Here is a 20,301-nt window from a genome sequence, read left to right on the forward strand (position 1 = left end):
TTTTTAAAAAGGAATTTGTAATAAATTGTAGAATATAAGGAGCTGAAAGGGTGTGATTCCGATGTTTATCGCCGAAAGAGAAAACGGAGAAAAAATTCATCTACTCTATCATCATGATGAAGAGCTTTTACACCGTATGCGTAAAACGGAAAGCTTCTTTTGCATAGCTTGCGGGAAGGAAGTGCAAATGAAATTAGGGAAACAAAAAAGTTGGCATTTTGCTCATAAGAAAGTGGATTCATGTTTAGCCTTTTATGAAGCGGAATCTATGTATCATATGCACGGTAAAGAATTGTTATATAGGTGGTTCAAACGTCAAAACTTTCATGTAGATATAGAGCATTATCTTCCGGAGATTCAACAAAGACCCGATATTTTCTTAGAGAGAATGGGCAAAAAAATTGCGATTGAATACCAATGCGCAAATCTCTCCATAGAGCAGTTGTACAAGCGAACCTATTCGTATTGGCGAGCTGGTATACAAGTTATTTGGATCATTGGTGGAAATCAATTGAAAAAGCACTCTGCATACTGGATGAAATTCTCCTCACTTCTGGCTTTCTCCTTACAGTCTTATCCTCAGCCACTTCTTATTTTCTTCTGTTCGAAACAAAAATCATTTATGAAATGCGCATTTGTTACTCCATTTTCTACAAATGTCTCTTTTTCACATACTATATATTTATCAACTGAAACGACTACTTTTGAAATGCTATTTTCCCCCATCTCTTTCCGAAAAGAAACATTAGGTGAGGAATGGAAAAAGCGAAAGAGCTACTTTCGGCAAAATGCTTTGCCTATTTGGAGTTATAATCATAAGTCACTATTACGCCTCTTATATCAATGTAAATGTACCCCAGCGAATTTTCCTTCTGAAATCGGTGTGCCGCTCCCGTCCTCATTTGCTTTTCAAACAAATCCGTTTGTATGGCAAGCTTTTCTATATATGAAGTGTATAGGTAAGTTTGCGGTAGGGGATTATATTTCCCTTCAATATGTGTGTAGTTATGTGAAAACGTATACGAAAAGGCGCATGCTCCCGTACTTTTCACAGCATATATGGAAAGTAGCAGTTACTGAATATATGACATTTTTATGTTATGCAGGTGTATTGCAGAAAGTAGGGACTTATAAGTACCGGAAAAAAAGGGGGATAGTTATGTTAAAAACAGAGGAGGAAATCATGAAATATGATGAAATTTGCTTAGCGTATGCCTTATCTTTATTTGAGGCAAAGTACAACATGAGAGAAGGAAAAGGGGATATAATAAAGACTGATCGTGAAGGAATTACATAAGAAAAATCGAATTGTATGTAAGTAGAGATATTTAAAGGAGGGCTTAAAGGATGTCTGAACAAAACACAAAAACATTACCAAATCGCAGTGAGATTGAAGAAGCAAACACATGGCGACTAGAGGATATTTTCCAAACAGATGCAGAATGGGAAAAGGAATTCCAAGCTATTAAAGAGCTATTACCGAAGTTAACTGAATTTAAAGGGAAACTTGGTGGTTCTGCGAACAATTTACTTGAAGCATTGCAATATGAGGATGAAATTTCAATGCGATTAGGTAAGTTATATACATATGCACATATGCGTTACGATCAAGATACAACAAACTCTGTGTATCAAGCGTTAAATGACCGCGCGACAAATTTATATTCACAAGTATCTAGTAGCACAGCATATATTGTGCCTGAAATTTTATCGATTTCAGAAGATACACTGCAAACATTCTTGAAAGAAAATAGAGACTTAAGTGTATATGAACATGCATTAGAAGAAATTACGCGTCAACGCCCTCACGTATTATCTGAAGCGGAAGAGGCTCTATTAGCAGAAGCATCTGAAGTAATGAGTGCGTCAAGTAATACATTTGGTATGTTGAATAATGCGGATTTGAAATTTCCATCTATTAAAGATGAGGATGGAGAAGAAGTAGAAATTACACATGGTCGTTACACTCAGTTTTTAGAAAGTGATGATCGTCGTGTGCGCGAAGATGCATTCAAAGCTGTATATGAAACGTACGGAAAGTATAAGAACACATTTGCAAGTACGTTAAGCGGAGCTGTGAAGCGTAATAATTTCAATGCGCGTGTTCGTAAATATGATTCTGCACGTCAAGCGGCATTGAGTAATAATAATATTCCTGAAGCGGTGTATGATCAACTTGTTGAATCTGTAAATGATAATTTACACTTGCTACATCGTTACATTGATATTCGTAAGCGTGCACTAGGACTTGAGGAGCTTCATATGTATGATTTATATACACCACTTGTACCAGAAGTGAAAATGAACGTGAAGTATGAAGAAGCACAAGACATGTTATTAAAGTCTTTAAACGTACTTGGTGATGAGTATGTTGACATTTTAAAAGAAGCATATGAAAATCGCTGGGTAGATGTGTATGAGAATAAAGGAAAACGAAGCGGAGCATATTCATCTGGTGCATATGGAACAAATCCGTATATTTTAATGAACTGGCATGATAATGTAAATAATCTATTTACACTGGCTCATGAGTTCGGTCATTCCGTGCATAGTTACTATACAAGAAAGACGCAGCCGCACGTATACGGTGATTATTCAATCTTCGTTGCGGAAGTAGCATCAACTTGTAATGAAGCGCTTCTAAACGATTATTTATTAAAAACGACAGAAGATAAGAAAGAGCGTCTATACTTATTAAATCATTATTTAGAAGGATTCCGTGGTACTGTGTTCCGTCAAACGATGTTCGCAGAGTTTGAGCATATTATTCATAAGAAAGTACAAGAGGGACATGCGGTTACGCCAGACATGTTAACGGAAATCTACTATGATTTAAATAAGAAATATTTCGGTGATGCTTTAGTAATCGATGAAGAAATTGGCTTAGAGTGGTCTCGTATTCCGCACTTCTACTACAACTATTACGTATACCAATATGCAACAGGATTTAGTGCAGCAACGGCTCTATCTAAACAAATTTTAGAAGAAGGGCAACCAGCAGTAGAACGTTACATTAATGAGTTCTTAAAAGCGGGAAGCTCAGATTATCCAATTGAAGTGCTGAAAAAAGCTGGAGTAGATATGGCATCTCCAGAACCGGTAAAAGAAGCGCTACAGGTATTTGAAGAGAAATTAAATGAATTAGAAGCATTATTATTTGAAGAGAAGTAATAGAAAAGACGAGGGATTTACCTCGTCTTTTTGTTTACATGTTATTTTGTCGATATTTGTCGAAAAAACAAAGTGGGTTTCCTTCTTTTTTCTAAATTAGAAGGCAGTTTTGTAGTTAATTAAAATCCTTTAAATCGTTTTTTATGGTTGAAATAAGAGAGAGCGATGACAATGACTCCAAATAAAAGAGGAAAGGCAATAATTTTAGGAAAAGCTTGTAGTAGAGAGAGGATATACAAGAAAAAAGAAACGATGACAGCTAGAAAGATAAGTGAAATATACGTTTTTTTCATACAGAACACCTCCAAAATAGCTTTTTTATAGCTTATTCAGAAATGAAAACGTTTAGAATGTGACAAAAGTGTGAAATTCGACAAAAGGGGTTGTCATCTGACGTCGAATCTTGTAATATAATAAGCGTGAACGAATTCACATACAAACATATACCCCTTTGTTTGAACGTGAAAATTTCTCCCATCCCCTTTAATATTTTTATAAGCCGTAAAGAAAAAGACCTGGTGTTTACACCAGGTCTTTTTCTTTTACTATCCATTTCCAATAACGCTCACATTTTACGTCAATCATTTGTACTTTTCGTTTCAGTTGTAATTTTTTTAGTTCACGCTCGATCTCTTGCTGCGAGCAGTCATATATAAATGCTACTTCTTTTGAAGATATAAATTGCGTTGCTTCTAGTAACACTTCTAAAGGTGGTAATGGTTCTGGCTCGATTTCACATTTTACAAGTTCTTTCAATAATTGTACGTATACGTCGTAGGAATAAGTTCCAGCGATTTTAATACCTTCTTCATCTGAATTCGCATGAAAAAATACGAGAGAAGGTATTTCTGTAATATGCATCTCATTTGTGAATTTTAAGTCACATTGGAAAGCTTTTTTTGCGCTAGCGGAATGTAGGTCTTTTTTAAATTCTTCTACATCAATGTCGCTATCTCTTGCACATGCAAGTAATAATTCGCAGTCAGGGTTTGATACATTTTCAAGGAAAATGTATTCTTGGAGTTTTCGCAAAAACTTCGAACCTGCTTTTCGGCCCTGTAACTCCGCTGCCTTAATTGCCATAGAAACTAAATATGGTGTTGACGATGCCTCTTGCATATGTATCTTTCCATCACATGAAAAACCTTGTAAACTTGTTGTCTTTTCCCACACAAATCGAATATTAGCAGGTTTATTCCATTTGTGTGAGGAAGCGTTCGTTCCGTCCACTTTTCCTGTTACGATATGACGAATAGAGAAGTATTTCCCGTATTCAAGCCATAGTTTAATAATAAAGGGCTCAATTTCCCAGCAATCTTTACAAAGTGGATCAATAAATAAATATGCTTCTACAGACTTATGCTCACATGCGGAAGGAGATGGCATATTGATATGCTTTGCTTCCTGCTTATCCATTACACTTCACCTGTTTCGTTTGGAGTATTAACCATATGCTGAGCAGTTAATGCTAAACGTTCAAAAACGAACTCTCTTATATGACCGTGCACTCCTGTGTCATCCATTGCTTGCTCCATACATGATAGCCAAGCCTCTGCTCGTTTTGGGGTAATCTCAAACGGAAGATGGCGTGCTCTTAACATGGGATGACCATGTTCTTCAGTGTACAAATTAGGACCACCTAAATATTGTGTTAAAAATTGTTTCTGCTTCCTAGCGGTTTCTGTTAAATCATCCGGGAAGATGGGAGATAGGTCAGGGTGTTTACTGACATAGGAATAAAATGTGTCTACTAATATTGCAATGCATTGTTCACCGCCAATTGCTTCAAATGGTGTCATCGGTTGCTTGCTCATCCTTTATAAACTCCTTTTTCCATGAAATGTATATCTATTGTAGCAATGGAATGTTAGGGAGGGCAAATAAACAGCCTTCATAACATTCTTTGCTTATTCTATAGGTGTAAATGAATCTTTCACTTTTTTAAAAGTGAGATGTATCCACTAGTAGAACGTATTCACTAGTGGAATTTTCACTTTAGCGTGCTTTGTTTTGTTTGGCAAGGAAAAAGCGTTTTACTTTGTTATTTGTATGACGGATTGGTATGTTATGCTGCGTTAATAAATGAATAAATGCAGCTTTTCCTGTTTCTTCATCTTGCACTTCAAATTCAATTTCATAATCATCGTGATTGTAATAGAAACTATGATCAAAGACAAGCGTTCCGCCTTCAAATAATGTTTCAGCTCTTTCTGTTGTTAAACTACCCATATAAGTTAAAGTGGAAACAGGAATTTGTAATTTGTGTAGTTGATCTAGTACGGCCCCTTGAATGATTACGTTTGTTTCCATCATCTTTCTTGCTTCGTCTTCTGTTATGACTTGATGCGTCTCTAACAAGCCGACTTCTGCAGGTTGTTTCAATGTTAATGTATAAGTTTCCCCTTTATGACGAATACGAAGTGCAGAGCCAGCTTCTTTTAAAGAGAAATCCGGTGTTTCAAAGTAGTGATTCACTTGCTTCGTAAATACCTCAATAGAGAATGATTTACATAATGTATTGAATTCTTCTTCTGTAACAATATTTTTAAATTCAATTTCAATTTCTTGTGTCATTGTATGCGCGCTCCTTTTGAAAAATAATTCTTTACACATTATCGCTTTTTCGCAAATTTGGTTCAATGTTTTATTTGTTTGCGTCCATGTTATGATACAATAATACTGTTAAGTAAGACAGGAAGTTGAGATGGAGGAGTTAGAGCATGCAAAATAAAATTCAAGTTAAGAGCGTAGAAAAGAGAGAGAATGCTCTTATTTTTTGTGCGGAAAATAATGAGATAGAGGTAAAGGAGTTAAGTGCGCGTAATCATGTACTTGTAGACTCAGACAATTTATCATTTTTATATATCTTAGAAAACGAATCGTCTTTCATTTATGTAAGTATTCCGCACACATGCTGGGAAGCAATGCATGAAGCGATGAATAAAGATATGGCAATGTTCGTTCGCGTGAATGACGTTGAAATGGAATTAGAAAGTTTAAAAGAAGAAGTAGAATATTTAGTTGAAAATATTGAAGGTAATGCAAATTACGGAGAAGAACTAGTAACTGCTGTAGAAAAAGTATTTCTATAAGCAAATGGATTGATTTTGGTGGTGGTTGAAATGAATCGAAATTGGGAAGAATTTTTAGCACCTTACCATCAAGCGGTGGCAGAGCTGAAAGTGAAACTAAAAGGAATGCGCACTCAATTTGCAATGTTAACAGAGCATTCTCCAATTGAGTTTGTAACAGGAAGGGTAAAGTCGGTTGCCAGTATTATTGATAAAGCGGAGAAGAGAAATGTACCGCTAGACCGGCTCAGAGAAGATATGCAGGATATCGCGGGCCTTCGAATGATGTGTCAATTTGTTGATGAGATTAAGCCTGTGGTAGAATATCTTCGAAAACGAAATGACTTTGAAATCGTGGAAGAGCGTGATTATGTCACGCAAAAGAAAGACAGTGGCTATCGCTCTTATCACGTTGTCATTAGTTACCCTGTTCAAACGATTCAGGGAGAACAAAAAGTATTAGTAGAAATCCAAATACGCACACTAGCAATGAACTTTTGGGCAACAATTGAGCATTCTTTAAATTATAAATATAGTGGACGTTTTCCTGAAGATATTAAAATACGCTTGCAACGTGCAGCGGAAGCGGCATTTTTATTAGATGAAGAAATGTCTTCTATCCGTCTTGAAATTCAAGAAGCGCAGAAGGCTTTTTCAAGAAAGCAAGAAACGAAAGATTCCGAATCATAAACTAAAGGGTGTTGGGCGATGAAATTTACAATTATGTCAAAGGGAGATCAATCATCAGATACACTGGCAAGCACGATGAAAGAATACTTGCTAGATTTTGGATTTATAATGGATGAACAGGAACCCGATATTGTAATTTCTGTTGGGGGAGATGGAACGCTTTTATATGCGTTTCATCGTTATTACAATCGATTGGATGAAACAGCATTTGTTGGTGTACATACAGGGCATTTAGGTTTCTATGCAGATTGGTTACCGACAGAAGTAGAGAAATTAGTAATTGCAATTGCTAAAACACCATTCCAAGTGGTGGAATATCCGCTTTTAGAAGTGATTATTCGCTATGTGAATGGGAGTAAAGAGTCACAGTATTTGGCGATGAATGAAGCAACTGTAAAAAGCGCAGAAGGTACATTAGTAACAGAAGTGGAAATACGCGGAGAGTACTTTGAAACGTTCCGCGGGGATGGTCTATGTATTTCTACTCCTTCAGGAAGTACTGCGTATAATAAGGCGCTTGGCGGAGCGATTATTCACCCTTCTATTGAAGCGATTCAAATTGCAGAAATGGCATCCATTAATAACCGTGTGTTTCGTACTGTAGGTTCGCCACTCGTACTGCCGAAACATCATACATGTGTGTTGAAGCCGACTGCAGGAATGAACTTGCAAATTACGGTGGACCATTTAACAATGGTTCATCAAGATGTGAAATCAATTCAGTATCGCGTTGCAAATGAGAAAGTACGATTTGTTCGTTTCCGTCCATTCCCGTTCTGGAAACGAGTTCGTGACTCGTTTGTTGCAGATAAATAGAAAGGGTTTATATATTTGAACAGATTTACATTGAAATGGGATATAAAATTGGCTGAAGAGGGAACTTTAGTTAGAGAATTTTTAAAAACAAAAGGGATTTCTAAAGCCGCATTAACGGATATAAAGTTTCACGGCGGAGCTATTGAAGTAAATGGTCAACATGCGAGCGTTCGTCATCAGTTGCAAGCTGGTGAAGAATTGCGTGTCTTTTTTCCAGTGGAGGAAAGAAGTGAAGGGATGATTGCAGAAGATATCCCTTTGTGTATTGTCTATGAAGATGATGCGGTTCTTGTCATAAACAAAGAGGCGAACATGTCAACGATTCCGTCTAGAGAACATCCGGCAGGGAGTGTTGCTAATGCACTCTTATCTCATTATGATAAGCAGCATCTTGCAAGTACGGTGCACATTGTAACAAGGTTAGATCGTGATACTTCAGGGCTTATGCTTATTGCAAAAAATCGTTTCGTGCATCATCTTTTATCGAAACAGCATCAACAAAAAGCTGTGAAAAGGACATATGAAGCAATCGTTCATGGCGAGATGATAGAACGAGAAGGAACGATTGACGCACCGATTGGACGAAAATCGGATAGCATTATTGAGCGAACCGTTTGTGAGGATGGGCAGAGAGCAGTTACTCATTTTAGAGTGATTGATAGTGCCTATCATAAGACGCATGTATCACTTGAGCTTGAGACAGGCAGAACGCATCAAATCCGTGTACATATGGCGCATATAGGACATCCGTTGCTTGGCGATAACTTGTATGGTGGAAAAAGGGATGAAATGAAACGACAAGCACTTCACAGTATATCTTTGACGTTTTATCATCCTATTTTAGAGAAGGAAATGTCTTTCACTACAATCATTCCAAGCGATATGCAAGAGGTATTAAGACATACTTAAAAAGGGAACAAAATTCTTCTGTAATGAAGAATTTTGTTCCCTTTTTTTCTTAGCGGAATAATATTAAAATTTGGTTTTCACCTGTGCGCTTTATAACGAAAAATCCACTTTCGGATTTTGTAGCAATGCCATCGTTATTTGGACGACAATATCCATGCGTTTCGCAAGTGCCGTCATCACGTACTAACATTTGTCCAATTAATCCTACAGGAAGCCACTCGGTACGATCTTTTCTTGCTATATATTTGCAAGTTGGATCCCATTCGGTATTTAAAAGAGGTTGTATGTCTTGCGATTCCGTACTTACATATTGGCGTTTTCCAAAGCTATCTGTTTTGTAGCGCTTTTGCCAACTTAAAGCACCGCTATTTCCTATAAGAGCGGGGGTTGCACTAGATATACCTAAGATGAATGAATCGTTTGAAGTAGCGATTCGAATTTTTTCTTCGCTACTAAATGTAACGAAATAACCTACATCAATAAGTTTATTGTCTACTGTTTCAAACATTTGTGCAAAATCAGTTCCGCTTGCATTGTAAGAAGCGCCATCAATGTACATTTCTCCATTATGAGCAAGCCACTTTGCACCGATATTATGATCGGTTTCATTTGTGCCGTTTGCAATAAACCAAGAATAAGATTCTTCTGCTGTGCCGAAGCGTCCCATAATATGGCTACCTGCAAAATGAGCTGTTGATGTATGATTACCTTCCGCATGAGAAGACAATCCGTTAGCGATAGTCGCGGTTCCTTCTGCATGTGCTGCTTCGCCTAAAGCAATCGTATGTTTACCTTCCGCATGAGAATAAGAGCCGCCTGCTGTCGTTTCACTTCCTTCACTATGGGAACTATGTCCAGTGGCTTTTGTTTTTGATCCTTCTGCATGAGAGAAAGAAGCTTTTGCGTGTGTCAAGAAGCCTTCTGCATGTGTTGCTATGCCTTCAGCATGAGAGTGAAGCCCCTCTGCATATGCATATCGACTGCCCTTTTTTACTTTTGTATTTTCAGATGTAGGAGTCTCAATTATGAGTGGTTTTTCTATCTGTATATCATTCGATGAAGCTAATGCTTCTTTTATTTTTTTTACTTGATTTATTATAGTAGCTGGAATTTCTGGTTCCGCTTTTTTATTTATTGCTACAGGAATGTTTTCTTCCTCATTTTTCTCTGTTTGCTCGGAAAGCATTATATGTTCTGTGTGAGTAGAGAGAGGTTTGTTTTTTTGCTGCATCTTTGTTTTTCTATTATCGATTATGCGGCTCATTACAGCATTTTCTAAAGAGACATATTTTGGTCTAGTTTTGTTTTTGGGGGATGCCTCTTGTCCTTCCAGTTCTTCTAAAGCTGCAGCTCGAATGCTGCACCAGTTGTTAATTCCGTACATGGGCAGATAAAAAGGCGGGCATTTTCTTTTTTGTTTAGAAGATTTTTTCTTCATTCTGTCACCTCCTGCGACAGTATATGCGGTGTAATTAAAAAAAGATGCACTTTATTGCATCTTTTTTTAATTACTTCACCCAGTTTTTATATGAGATCCGCCTAAATGATGCGGTAATCCCTCGTAATTTATGAATGGTACCTAAATAAGGAGAGTTATGAAATTGGGCGAAATTTCTCAGGGACAAAAGGCAGGGAGGAAGGGACGGAAACAGTCTCCATTTCAGGATAACGTAATCCAGTTAAACTGCCACCAAATACAGCGCCAGTGTCAATGTTGACTGTATGCTTTACAAAGCGAGGTTCTTTTACGGGTGTATGTCCATATACAATCCAAGCTGTTCCTGCATAGTCCTTTGCCCAGTCATGACGGACAGGTGAGCCGTCAGCATGTTTTTCTCCTGTAATATCGCCATATAATACAAAGGTTTGTACTTTTTTATCTTGTCTTCCTATGTAATCTTGCCGAATTCCGGCATGACATACAAGTAACCTTTTCTCATCGAGTACGTGATATAAAGGGGATTGCTCATAAAGTGTGATGAATTTTTCTTTTATCATGTTTTGTTTATGAGAAGGTAATGCTTCATATTCGGCAACAGTTGTTTCGAGTCCATGAGCGATTGTCACATTACGCCCAAGGAAAAATCGGTATAGTTTATTACAGTGATTTCCCGGAGCGTAATAAGCTAATTTTTTATTTATAACAAGTTCCCATACAATTTCAATCATACGTAGTGAATGAGGGCCACGGTCTGTAATATCACCAACAAATGCAAGCTTACGTCGATTGGGATGAATCGGTAGACCGCTATTCCAGTTATATCCGAGTTTCGTCGTTAAATTTTGAAATTCTTGGAAGCATCCATGAATATCCCCTATAATGTCATATTTCATATTTAAACCTCCATCATATTTTTCATTAGTATATCTAAAAAAGGATAGAGATAAAAATATACCGTTTTTATGCTTCATTTGAACATAAAGATTTTCGTTCTGGAGCGAACGTTTAAAACAAATCCAATTGCTATCATGTATGTGAGTAAGGAACTTCCTCCGTAGCTCATAAGGGGTAATGTGATTCCTGTAATAGGTAGTAATCCGATGGTCATCCCGATATTTTGAAATACTTGAAAAGTAAACATTCCGATTGTACCAGCGCAGATGTAACTACCGAAAGGGTCATTACTTTCTAAAGCGATATGAATCATGCGGAAAATAAGTAGGAAAAAAAGTGAAATGATGACACTTGCGCCTAAAAAGCCAAATTGCTCAGCGACATTGGTGAAAATAAAATCTGTATGTGGTTCTGGAAAGTATATTTGTCCATTTTCCCAACCTTTTCCTTGCATTTCCCCTGATCCAGTAGCTAAGAAAGCTTGTCTTAATTGATAGCCTTGCGCATCATACTTGTATGGCGCTAACCAGCCGTAGAAGCGATTTAGTTGATATTCTTGTAAAATGTGTGCTTTAAAGAATTTTGCATGCGTGAAAAAAATATAAGTTAATGTAACGCCAACTGCAAAAATACCGGAAACTAATCCGAAAATAAAGCGCCAACGTATACCAGAAACTAGTATCATTGCTGCGAGCATAGCTGAAATTACCATTGTGTTTCCTAAATCAGGTTCCTTTGCAATAAGTAGTAGTGGTGGCAAACTTGTTGCGAATATTTTTCCGAGTAATAAAAAATCGTCGTGTATTGTTCGGAAAAAATATTTCTCATTGTGATTTGCTATAATTCGTCCGGTGACGATAATTAAAAACAATTTCATAATTTCAGAAGGTTGGAAATTTCCGATGCCTGGAAGCCTGTACCAAGCGGTAGCACCTTTTATTGTAACGGCACCTGGTACTTGAAGTTCTAGTCCAATAAGTAGTACCAATGCAAAGCTATATAAATACCAAGCAATTTTTTGATAACGATCGAAATCGATAATCATAATCATGCCAATGGCTATAAATCCAATGAAGTACCATTGGATTTGCTTTAATACAAAATTTACATTTTGCAAAAATGGTGGTAAAGAGGCTTGTGCACTTGCAATTGCAAAGCAACTAACAGTCCCAATGGCAAATAAGATGAATAGTAATACGTAGTCTATTTGATATTGAGAATTTGGATCTTTCAATGTATGTATTCCTTTCTATCGCCTAGTAAGTATATGGATCATGTCATGATAAAAATAATATACAAGCAGACTATGCATACATTTATTCCACTATTTGTGGGAAGTCATACATCACGAGGAAGGAATAGTTCCTTCCTTGTGATGGACTATATTGCACGGAGTTCTTTTGTAATTATATTTAAACAATAGGAAAGACGTGCATGTGTATTTATATCTGGAATGAGGTTTGGAAATAGATTGTAAAATTTGACCGCATTTTTATACCATCCGTAAGCTCTTATCAACCCTTTTTTATAATATTTGGTGTCTTGTAAGAAACCATACTTTTTTGAGGTTAAAACGAGCTGGGAAAAATCTTCACAGCCTTCAAGGAATTTGTGACGTACTTGCTGTCCAGTATGAAGGCGGAATGAACTTAAAGGCTCAGTGATATACATCGCATCACCTTTTGAAAGTAAACTTATCCAAGAGGCCATATCAACACTACAACCATATTTTCTGCCATTTAAAGTGCCGAAAGGTTCTGTTAATAGATTTTTTCTAAAGAGTACGATTGTAGGTTCGCCGATAATATTTTGTCCAGCTAAAAGCATACGGTTTCCAAAATCTTTCCCACTTAGTAGAGTATCTTCGTCATATAATTTTTTCATGGAGGGATGTTGTTCAATTGTATCGCCATTATCATCAATCCAAGTACGATAGGATGTGATAAGTGCGAGATTTTTATTTAAGTCTTGCTGGAAATAAAACATCATTTTTTCGATTTTATTATTATAAAATATATCATCGTCCATTAAGAAATTTATGTACTCTCCATTTGACTGTTCTAAGAGCATAAGGGCGTTATGAAATTGTCCTAGAGTAGAGGCATTTCGAATGTACGTTATATGTTTATGCTTATGTAAATAATGTCTGTATATTAATTTTTCTGTTTCATTATTTGTGCTATCGTCTCCTACGATAATTTCAATATTTGAATACGTTTGTGCTAATGCACTTTCTAGAGCGATTTTAAAATAATGTGGTCGATTATAGGTGGGAATAAGGATGGAAACGAGAGGCGGACCATTTTTAATATTCATATACAACTACCTTTCAGCAATTTTTTGTGTAAGAATAATATCTTGATAGCTTGTATGTTCAGTTCTGCTACACCATGAACCATAATGGGGGGGAGTCTGTACTTTTAACCCATATTTATTTAATAGGGTGCGAATATCTTCCTCAGGATAGGCAACTGCGAAATTCGGGATATCTTTATTTAGTACATAACAATTGTCAATTTGATGATAAAAACCTAACGTACTTAGTCCTGCATTTAAGTAATAGGAAGATTCATGATTAATTAAAAAGAGAGTAATAAAACATCTCCCATCTTTTTTCAGAACTCGTGCAATCTCGCATACGTAATGTTCTAATTCTTTCGGAAGGAGATGGGTAAATACAGACGTTAAAAAAATAAAATCGAATGATTCATCTTCATATGGAAACTTGTATTGGGAGGCATCTTCTTTTCCATCGGGATTGTAGAATTGGTTATATATATCGACATGTTCAAAATGGAAATTGTTACGGCGTGTTGAAATGTTATTTTTGCACCATGTAATTCCCACATTGAATAAGTCAAATCCATAATAAGTACCATCATCGTTTAAATAATTCATTAATGGAACCGCCATTCGGCCGATACCGCAGCCTATATCTAACACTGTCTCATTTGATTTTAAGTTGCCAATTTCAATAAAATACTGCATAAATTCTTTTCCAACCTCTTCAAAGTCACCACCTACATATTGAACGAGTTCTGGGGGTGGAATTAATGTGATTTTTTTCTCATTTTCGTTCATACATTCACTCCGTCCTTGTAGTAAAGTCGGGGATTTCTATTGTATATAAGTTAATCATTTATAGTGAGGGGAACTTTACACGATTGGTTCTTATGAATAAGTAGTGTGATAGAACCCCTCAAAAAATAAAATTGTATGCTATTCTTTTCGCCAATAAATACCGAAATCATCAATTTTAGTAATAGGAGCTTTTAAGTTTCTTTCATTTCTGAAATCTGTTACAGCCTCTGCGCATGTTACCAATCCATAATCATCAATAATCATATAGCCACCTGTTGAAACTTTATCGTATAAGTTTACAAGACTATCCATTGTTGATTCATACATATCACCATCAAGGCGAGCAATTGCAATTTTTTCTACCGGTGCTGAAGGCAATGTATCTTTAAACCAACCCTTTAAAAATTTCACCTGATCATTTAATAAATCGTATTTTCTAAAATTTTCTTGCACTGTTTCTAAAGAAACTCGTAAGTAATCAAATGTGTGTAAATAATCACCGTAATCTTTCGGATATTGTTCTAAGTTAGGTGCTGGCAGACCTTCAAACGAATCGGCAACCCACACAGTACGATCCGTAATGTTGTTTGCTTGTAAAAAACCATTCATAAAAATGCATGATCCTCCGCGCCATACACCAGTTTCAATAAAATCACCTTCTATATTTTCACGGACGACAGTTTCCATAGCCTCATGTAATTGATTCATACGTTTTCGACCAACCATGCTGTGTGCTGCTCTTGGCCAATCCTTGCCGCCTTGCCGCTCATTTTTTGAAACGTTAGGATCAACGATTTTTAAATTGTGATTTTCTACGTATTGCTTAAGAAATAAAGGAAGCGGAACTGTAACTGGTTCATATGATAGCTCTTTAGATATATGTAACGAAGCAGGTAAGTATGGTTCGTATTCTAACCATATTTCAAATAAAATTGTTTTCTTTAATAACTCAAGATAAAGCTGGACAGCAGATTTATTTTCCATATAAGAGCCTCCTGCGGAATGTCATACAACATTATGACTATGTAGAAAAGAAAGATTTAATGATTGAATTGACCAATAAAAAAGCAGTAAAACTGATTTCAGCCTTACTGCTAGGTACAAAATTAAGCGATTTTCTCAATAATAATTGATGCACTGGTACCAAGAGCTAGTGATAATCCAATTCCTGTAACAACTGCTTCAACGAGTGATGGTGTTGTAGTAATTTGTGTAATGGCTTGGATAACGATAGGAGCTCCAAGTGAAATTAAGCTTGTGCCCGCACCCGGTACATTAACTCCATTAACTTGAATTCCAAGACTTCCCAATAAACTTACTGACGCTGTATACGCAATAACAGTAATTTTATAGAAGCCAGTTTCACTAATTACGAAAGTATCAGGGTCCATTTGAGAAATTGCTGTACCAAACTGAGATCCAACAGTATTAAATGGTACGGGATCATTAATTCCAAGAGCTAAAGAAACTGTAGCTGAGTTAAAGGCATACAATCCTGCTGGAAGTCCTAATCCAGAAGGTCCAGTCGGTCCAGTCGGCCCAGTCGGTCCAGTCGGTCCGGTAGCTCCAGTTGGTCCGGTAGCTCCAGTCGGTCCAGTAGCTCCAGTCGGTCCAGTCGGCCCAGTCGGTCCAGTCGGCCCAGTCGGTCCAGTCGGTCCAGTCGGTCCAGTCGGCCCAGTCGGTCCAGTCAGCCCAGTCAGCCCAGTCGGTCCAGTTGGCCCAGTCAGCCCAGTCGGTCCAGTTGGCCCAGTCGGCCCAGTTGGTACAGTTGGTCCAGTCGGTCCAGTCGGTCCAGTCGGTCCAGTTGGCCCAGTCGGTCCAGTTGGCCCAGTTGGTACAGTTGGTCCAGTCGGCCCAGTTGGTCCAGTCGGTCCAGTCGGCCCGGTTGGAAGAGTAAACGGTGGTATTGGTGGTAATGTTGGTCCTACAAGATTAGGGTCAAATGCACTAGCTGATAAAGATTCATCGGGATTTAATCCATCTGAATAATTATTATTTGACATAAATTCACCTCCATAAAGCGTTCATTATATAGTAGATGCAAAACCGGAAGAAAATGACACGGACATTTGAATTATTGAAAAGAAATCTTAAACTGCTTGTGCAAGTTAAAAAAGTGGAAAGTTTATTGTATGTATAACATATGATTGATTTGGAAGAGGGTGATTATGTTGAACAAGCAAGGAATTACAATTAGTTTATGTATGATTGTTCGAGATGAGGAAGATACAATAGGTCGATGTTTAGATGCAGTAGAAAAAATTGTTGATGAAATTATTGTAGTTGATACAGGTTCCATTGATCGTACGAAAGAAATTGTAACTCAATATACCTCTAACATATATGACTTTCCATGGATTAATGATTTTGCGGCAGCTAGAAATTTTTCTTTTTCGAAAGCAACGCAAGAATATATATTATGGCTAGATGCTGATGATGTGTTATTAGAAGATGCTCAAGAGGCATTGAGCCTATTAAAAAGAGAATTAGATCCTAATGTGGATGCTGTTTCGATGCCTTATCATCTTGTAATGGATTCTAACGGGAAACCTTTATATTGTACAAAAAGATATCGACTTGTAAAGCGTGAAAAACAATTTCAATGGTTTGGAAAGGTGCATGAGTATTTAGCTATTTTTGGTGAGATTTTTAATAGTAATGTTGCGATTACGCATAAAAAAGAAAAGAAAGTAACGAACCGTAATTTAAAAATTTTTCAAGATGCTGTAGCAGCTGGAGAAGAATTGAGTCCGAGAGATTTGTTTTATTACGCGAATGAATCTATGGATAATCAAAAATATGATGATGCAGTTCTACTATATGAAACATTTCTTAATCAAGACGAAGGTTGGTATGAAGAGAAAATTTATGCATGTGGTAAATTAGGAGATTGCTATGCAAAGCTTGGAATGTGGGAGAAGGCAGTTGAATCTTGTGTAAAGTCATTTCGGTATGATGTCCCTAGAGGAGAGAATTGTACAAGAATAGGATATATATATATGGATCAACAAAAATACAATGAAGCAATTTTTTGGTTTAAACTTGCAACAGAAGTGCAAATGGCAACAGATAGTCCTTTTCACAGTCCAGCTAGCTACACGTGGATTCCTTATTTACAAATGTGTATTTGTTATAGCAAGTTAGGCGAGCAAGATAAAGCTTATTATTACAATGAATTAGCAGCTTCATATGTTCCAAATAATGCTGCAATTGAATATAACCGCAAATATTTTCGGAGTGTTTTTGATAAGCAATATAAATCGTTATAGGTTGCTTTTTTTAGAAATGGCTTATTGGGATTCTAACTCTAATAGATTGGCTATATAGTAAAGTATTGGTTACATCTATAGACTTTAGATGAGATTTATATTTCTAATTCTAATTCAATTTGCATAAGGAGTGTGTGAAATGAATTCCCAAAAAAATTCTTTATACGAAGAAAAGTCTGGGCATTATTATAATGCAGTGAATCCGAATTTATTAAAGCATATAAAAAAGGAATGGAAAGAAGTTCTTGATATCGGTTGCTCGAGTGGTGCACTGGGAGCTGCCATAAAAGAAAATGGCACACGTGTATCAGGAATCGAGGCATTCCCAGAGGCGGCAGAACAAGCAAAAGAAAAACTAGATCATGTTGTTTTAGGCGATATAGAAACAATGGATATGCCGTATGAGGAGGAGCAATTTGATTGCGTTATATTTGGTGATGTATTAGAGCATTTATTTGATCCGTGGGCTGTAATAGAAAAAGTAAAGCCATATATAAAGCAAAATGGTGTAATTTTGGCTAGTATACCGAACGTTTCTCACATTTCAATATTAGCGCCCTTACTCGCTGGAAATTGGACGTATACAGAATATGGATTATTAGATAAAACGCATATTCGCTTCTTTACATTTAATGAAATGCTACGAATGTTTTTAAAAGCAGGTTATTCGATTAGTAAAGTAGATCGTGTATATGTTGATCATAAAATGTATGAACCGCTTATTGAGGAGTTATATGGAATTTGTAAAAAATATCGTCTTGGAAGTGGCTTCATGGCTGAGACGGTTGTATTTCAATATATTATTGAAGCAGAAAAATCACAATTATGAGTACGGCAGATAAAACAATATTATTTGTTACGTGTATAAATGATCGAAAAATGTATGCACAATGTGCAAGGCATATATTACAATTGCCAGTTCCTCCAGGATACACTATACAGTTTATGCCGATTCGGAATGCGAAAAGTATGACGAGCGGATATAATCAAGCAATTTCGCATCCAGCAAAATATAAAGTGTATATACATCAAGATGTTTTCATTGTAAATGTAGGATTTTTATATGGATTACTTCAATTGTTTCAGGAACATGAACATCTTGGAATGATTGGTATGGTTGGAGCCCAATATGTTCCTCCAAATGGAACATGGAATGTAGGCAGAGGAGTTGTTGGAAAAGTAATTGGTTATATGAATGATTTATTTTATATGGCCAGTCAAGAAAAGCCGTACCATGAGTCAAAAACATTTATGCCAGTTGAATGTATTGACGGTTTATTAATGGCAACGCAATACGATATTCCGTGGCGAGAAGACTTGTTTGATGGATTTGACTTTTATGATGTATCTCAATCGTTTGAATTTAGAAAAGCTGGATATACAGTTGGGGTTCCTGTACAGCGTGATGCGTGGTGCATTCACTATCATATTGATGTGAATATGACCAACTATGAAAAGTATAGAAAGATATTTGTGGAGCACTATATGTCAGATGTAAATCAAGACGAATAGAGGGGCTACAAAATGAAAGATCATACAATACTAGTCGTTGTTTGTATAAATAATGAAGAGCTATTTGAACAATGCGAGAGACAAATAAGAAACCTTTTTGTTCCCCCTGGTTATGTCGTACAAATTTTTCCGATACGAGATGCGAAAAGTATGGCAAGTGCATATAACCGAGCACTTTCATATCCCGCGAAGTATAAGGTTTATATACATCAAGACACTTATCTTGTTAATCGAGAGATGTTTTATACACTCATTTCTCTTTTTAAAGATAACGAAAAACTTGGTTTAATTGGCGTAGCTGGTGCTCAGTTTTTACCGAGCAACGGGATATGGTGGGAAGGGAAAAATTTAGTAGGGAAAGTGATTGAGTACAGAAGACAGAATTATCAATTATTAAATTTAGATCAGCTGTTTTATGGGAATCAATCATTTATGTCAGTTCAGGCAATTGATGGATTATTAATGGCCACACAATATGATATTCCGTGGCGAGAAGACTTGTTTCAAGGATTCCACTTTTATGATGTGTCGCAGTCTTTAGAGTTTCAAAAGGCGGGTTATTTAATTGGTGTCCCTAATCAAGCGAATTTATGGTGTATTCACTACAACGGGGATGAGTTTGATGCGGATACATATGAGAAGTATCGGAAAGTGTTTGTAGAACATTACAAAGATATATTATCTCCATCATAAGGGAGAGATGCAGGGTGAAAGGAATTATTTTAGCAGGTGGAACTGGATCGAGATTATATCCAATAACGAAAGTAACGAATAAACATTTGCTTCCTGTTGGACGTTATCCAATGATATATCATGCGGTGTATAAGCTAAAACAATGCGAAATTACAGATATTATGATTATTACAGGTAAAGAGCATATGGGAGATGTTGTTAGTTTTTTAGGAAGCGGTCAAGAGTTTGGTGTGTCCTTTACGTATCGTGTGCAAGATAAGGCTGGCGGAATTGCGCAAGCATTAGGGCTTTGTGAGGATTTCGTCGGGAAAGATCGTATGGTAGTTATATTAGGAGATAATATCTTTTCTGATGATATTCGTCCGTATGTTGAGGAGTTTGCGAGTCAAAAAGAAGGTGCGAAAGTACTGCTGCAATCTGTAGATGATCCGGAGAGATTCGGCGTAGCAAATATTCAAAACCGCAAAATAATTGAAATTGAAGAAAAGCCGAAAGAGCCGAAAAGTTCCTATGCAGTCACAGGAATTTATTTGTATGATTCGAAAGTCTTTTCTTATATAAAAGAATTAAAACCTTCCGCAAGGGGAGAACTTGAAATTACAGATATCAATAATTGGTATTTAAAACGAGGGGTACTTACTTATAATGAAATGAGCGGTTGGTGGACTGATGCAGGAACTCACGTTTCTCTTCAAAGGGCGAATACGTTAGCGAGGGATATCAACTTTGGTAAACAGTTTAACGGAGAATAGGT

22 protein-coding genes are annotated in these 20,301 nt (G+C 36.7%); 11 read left to right on the forward strand and 11 right to left on the reverse strand.

The window, feature by feature from the left end:
* Nucleotides 1–52 precede the first annotated feature (52 nt).
* The gene (locus ACXY7N_RS04845) at nt 53–1,297 is read left to right on the forward strand and encodes a competence protein CoiA (protein WP_098485914.1); all 1,245 of its coding nucleotides are present in this window, start codon (nt 53–55) and stop codon (nt 1,295–1,297) included.
* Nucleotides 1,298–1,347: 50 nt separating this feature from the next.
* Nucleotides 1,348–3,171 (forward strand): oligoendopeptidase F, encoded by a 1,824-nt coding sequence (pepF, locus tag ACXY7N_RS04850; RefSeq protein ID WP_098485913.1) that lies wholly within the window; start codon nt 1,348–1,350, stop codon nt 3,169–3,171.
* Between the two features lie 119 nt (nt 3,172–3,290).
* On the opposite strand, the gene ACXY7N_RS04855 is transcribed toward pepF, so the two are convergent.
* From ACXY7N_RS04855 to ACXY7N_RS04870, 4 genes are all read right to left on the reverse strand, one after another.
* Nucleotides 3,291–3,464 carry a hypothetical protein gene (locus tag ACXY7N_RS04855; RefSeq protein ID WP_016088888.1) on the reverse strand — a complete coding sequence of 58 codons (174 nt, stop codon included), beginning with the start codon at nt 3,462–3,464 and terminating at the stop codon, nt 3,291–3,293.
* A gap of 229 nt (nt 3,465–3,693) precedes the next feature.
* Nucleotides 3,694–4,587, reverse strand: coding sequence for a ClpXP adapter SpxH family protein (locus ACXY7N_RS04860; protein ID WP_098485912.1), 894 nt, complete (start codon nt 4,585–4,587; stop codon nt 3,694–3,696).
* Nucleotides 4,587–4,985 carry a globin domain-containing protein gene (locus ACXY7N_RS04865; protein ID WP_000043382.1) on the reverse strand — a complete coding sequence of 133 codons (399 nt, stop codon included), beginning with the start codon at nt 4,983–4,985 and terminating at the stop codon, nt 4,587–4,589. The genes ACXY7N_RS04860 and ACXY7N_RS04865 overlap by 1 nt, the downstream gene beginning before the upstream one ends.
* 181 nt (nt 4,986–5,166) lie before the next feature.
* Nucleotides 5,167–5,745 (reverse strand): CYTH domain-containing protein, encoded by a 579-nt coding sequence (locus tag ACXY7N_RS04870; protein WP_016088886.1) that lies wholly within the window; start codon nt 5,743–5,745, stop codon nt 5,167–5,169.
* Between the two features lie 146 nt (nt 5,746–5,891).
* Between ACXY7N_RS04870 and ACXY7N_RS04875 the strand changes: the two genes are divergently transcribed.
* Genes ACXY7N_RS04875 through ACXY7N_RS04890 form a run of 4 tightly spaced genes read left to right on the forward strand, consistent with a single transcriptional unit; the run spans nt 5,892 to nt 8,657 of the window.
* Nucleotides 5,892–6,263 (forward strand): UPF0738 family protein, encoded by a 372-nt coding sequence (locus tag ACXY7N_RS04875; protein WP_016088885.1) that lies wholly within the window; start codon nt 5,892–5,894, stop codon nt 6,261–6,263.
* A 30-nt stretch (nt 6,264–6,293) separates the two neighbouring features.
* Nucleotides 6,294–6,932, forward strand: coding sequence for a GTP diphosphokinase (gene yjbM, locus ACXY7N_RS04880; RefSeq protein WP_001081482.1), 639 nt, complete (start codon nt 6,294–6,296; stop codon nt 6,930–6,932).
* A gap of 18 nt (nt 6,933–6,950) precedes the next feature.
* The gene (locus ACXY7N_RS04885) at nt 6,951–7,748 is read left to right on the forward strand and encodes an NAD kinase (protein ID WP_016088884.1); all 798 of its coding nucleotides are present in this window, start codon (nt 6,951–6,953) and stop codon (nt 7,746–7,748) included.
* A gap of 15 nt (nt 7,749–7,763) precedes the next feature.
* A complete protein-coding gene (locus ACXY7N_RS04890; protein ID WP_016088883.1) occupies nt 7,764–8,657 on the forward strand; it encodes an RluA family pseudouridine synthase in 894 nt (297 codons plus the stop codon).
* 49 nt (nt 8,658–8,706) lie between these two features.
* Here the strand turns inward: ACXY7N_RS04890 and ACXY7N_RS04895 are convergent, their stop codons facing one another.
* From ACXY7N_RS04895 to ACXY7N_RS04925, 7 genes are all read right to left on the reverse strand, one after another.
* Nucleotides 8,707–10,095, reverse strand: coding sequence for a peptidase G2 autoproteolytic cleavage domain-containing protein (locus tag ACXY7N_RS04895; RefSeq protein ID WP_488592305.1), 1,389 nt, complete (start codon nt 10,093–10,095; stop codon nt 8,707–8,709).
* A 155-nt stretch (nt 10,096–10,250) separates the two neighbouring features.
* Entirely contained in the window at nt 10,251–10,991 is a 741-nt protein-coding gene (gene prpE, locus ACXY7N_RS04900; RefSeq protein WP_016088881.1) for a bis(5'-nucleosyl)-tetraphosphatase PrpE, read from the reverse strand.
* Nucleotides 10,992–11,065: 74 nt separating this feature from the next.
* Entirely contained in the window at nt 11,066–12,226 is a 1,161-nt protein-coding gene (locus ACXY7N_RS04905) for an FtsW/RodA/SpoVE family cell cycle protein (protein WP_016088880.1), read from the reverse strand.
* A 146-nt stretch (nt 12,227–12,372) separates the two neighbouring features.
* Nucleotides 12,373–13,308 (reverse strand): glycosyltransferase family 2 protein, encoded by a 936-nt coding sequence (locus tag ACXY7N_RS04910; RefSeq protein ID WP_016088879.1) that lies wholly within the window; start codon nt 13,306–13,308, stop codon nt 12,373–12,375.
* 6 nt (nt 13,309–13,314) lie between these two features.
* Entirely contained in the window at nt 13,315–14,073 is a 759-nt protein-coding gene (locus tag ACXY7N_RS04915; RefSeq protein WP_016088878.1) for a class I SAM-dependent methyltransferase, read from the reverse strand.
* A gap of 138 nt (nt 14,074–14,211) precedes the next feature.
* Complete coding sequence (locus ACXY7N_RS04920; protein ID WP_016088877.1) at nt 14,212–15,057, reverse strand: TylF/MycF family methyltransferase; 846 nt, start codon at nt 15,055–15,057, stop codon at nt 14,212–14,214.
* Nucleotides 15,058–15,179: 122 nt separating this feature from the next.
* Nucleotides 15,180–16,076: a BclA C-terminal domain-containing protein gene (locus ACXY7N_RS04925; RefSeq protein WP_488592306.1), complete on the reverse strand. Its 897-nt coding sequence runs from the start codon at nt 16,074–16,076 to the stop codon at nt 15,180–15,182.
* A gap of 165 nt (nt 16,077–16,241) precedes the next feature.
* Here ACXY7N_RS04925 and ACXY7N_RS04930 point away from each other — a divergent pair, with 165 nt between their 5' ends.
* The 5 genes from ACXY7N_RS04930 (at nt 16,242) to ACXY7N_RS04950 (ending at nt 20,299) form a co-directional block, all read left to right on the forward strand.
* Nucleotides 16,242–17,342, forward strand: a complete 1,101-nt coding sequence (locus ACXY7N_RS04930) for a glycosyltransferase (RefSeq protein WP_016088875.1) — start codon at nt 16,242–16,244, stop codon at nt 17,340–17,342.
* Nucleotides 17,343–17,481: 139 nt separating this feature from the next.
* Complete coding sequence (locus tag ACXY7N_RS04935) at nt 17,482–18,171, forward strand: class I SAM-dependent methyltransferase (RefSeq protein WP_016133910.1); 690 nt, start codon at nt 17,482–17,484, stop codon at nt 18,169–18,171.
* Nucleotides 18,168–18,854, forward strand: coding sequence for a glycosyltransferase family protein (locus ACXY7N_RS04940; protein ID WP_016088873.1), 687 nt, complete (start codon nt 18,168–18,170; stop codon nt 18,852–18,854). Before ACXY7N_RS04935 ends, ACXY7N_RS04940 begins: the two co-directional genes overlap by 4 nt.
* A gap of 12 nt (nt 18,855–18,866) precedes the next feature.
* Nucleotides 18,867–19,547, forward strand: a complete 681-nt coding sequence (locus ACXY7N_RS04945) for a glycosyltransferase family protein (protein ID WP_016088872.1) — start codon at nt 18,867–18,869, stop codon at nt 19,545–19,547.
* Between the two features lie 14 nt (nt 19,548–19,561).
* Nucleotides 19,562–20,299 (forward strand): sugar phosphate nucleotidyltransferase, encoded by a 738-nt coding sequence (locus ACXY7N_RS04950; protein WP_098485908.1) that lies wholly within the window; start codon nt 19,562–19,564, stop codon nt 20,297–20,299.
* Nucleotides 20,300–20,301 lie beyond the last annotated feature (2 nt).

The sequence above is a fragment of the Bacillus sp. 5w2 genome (assembly GCF_054353775.1).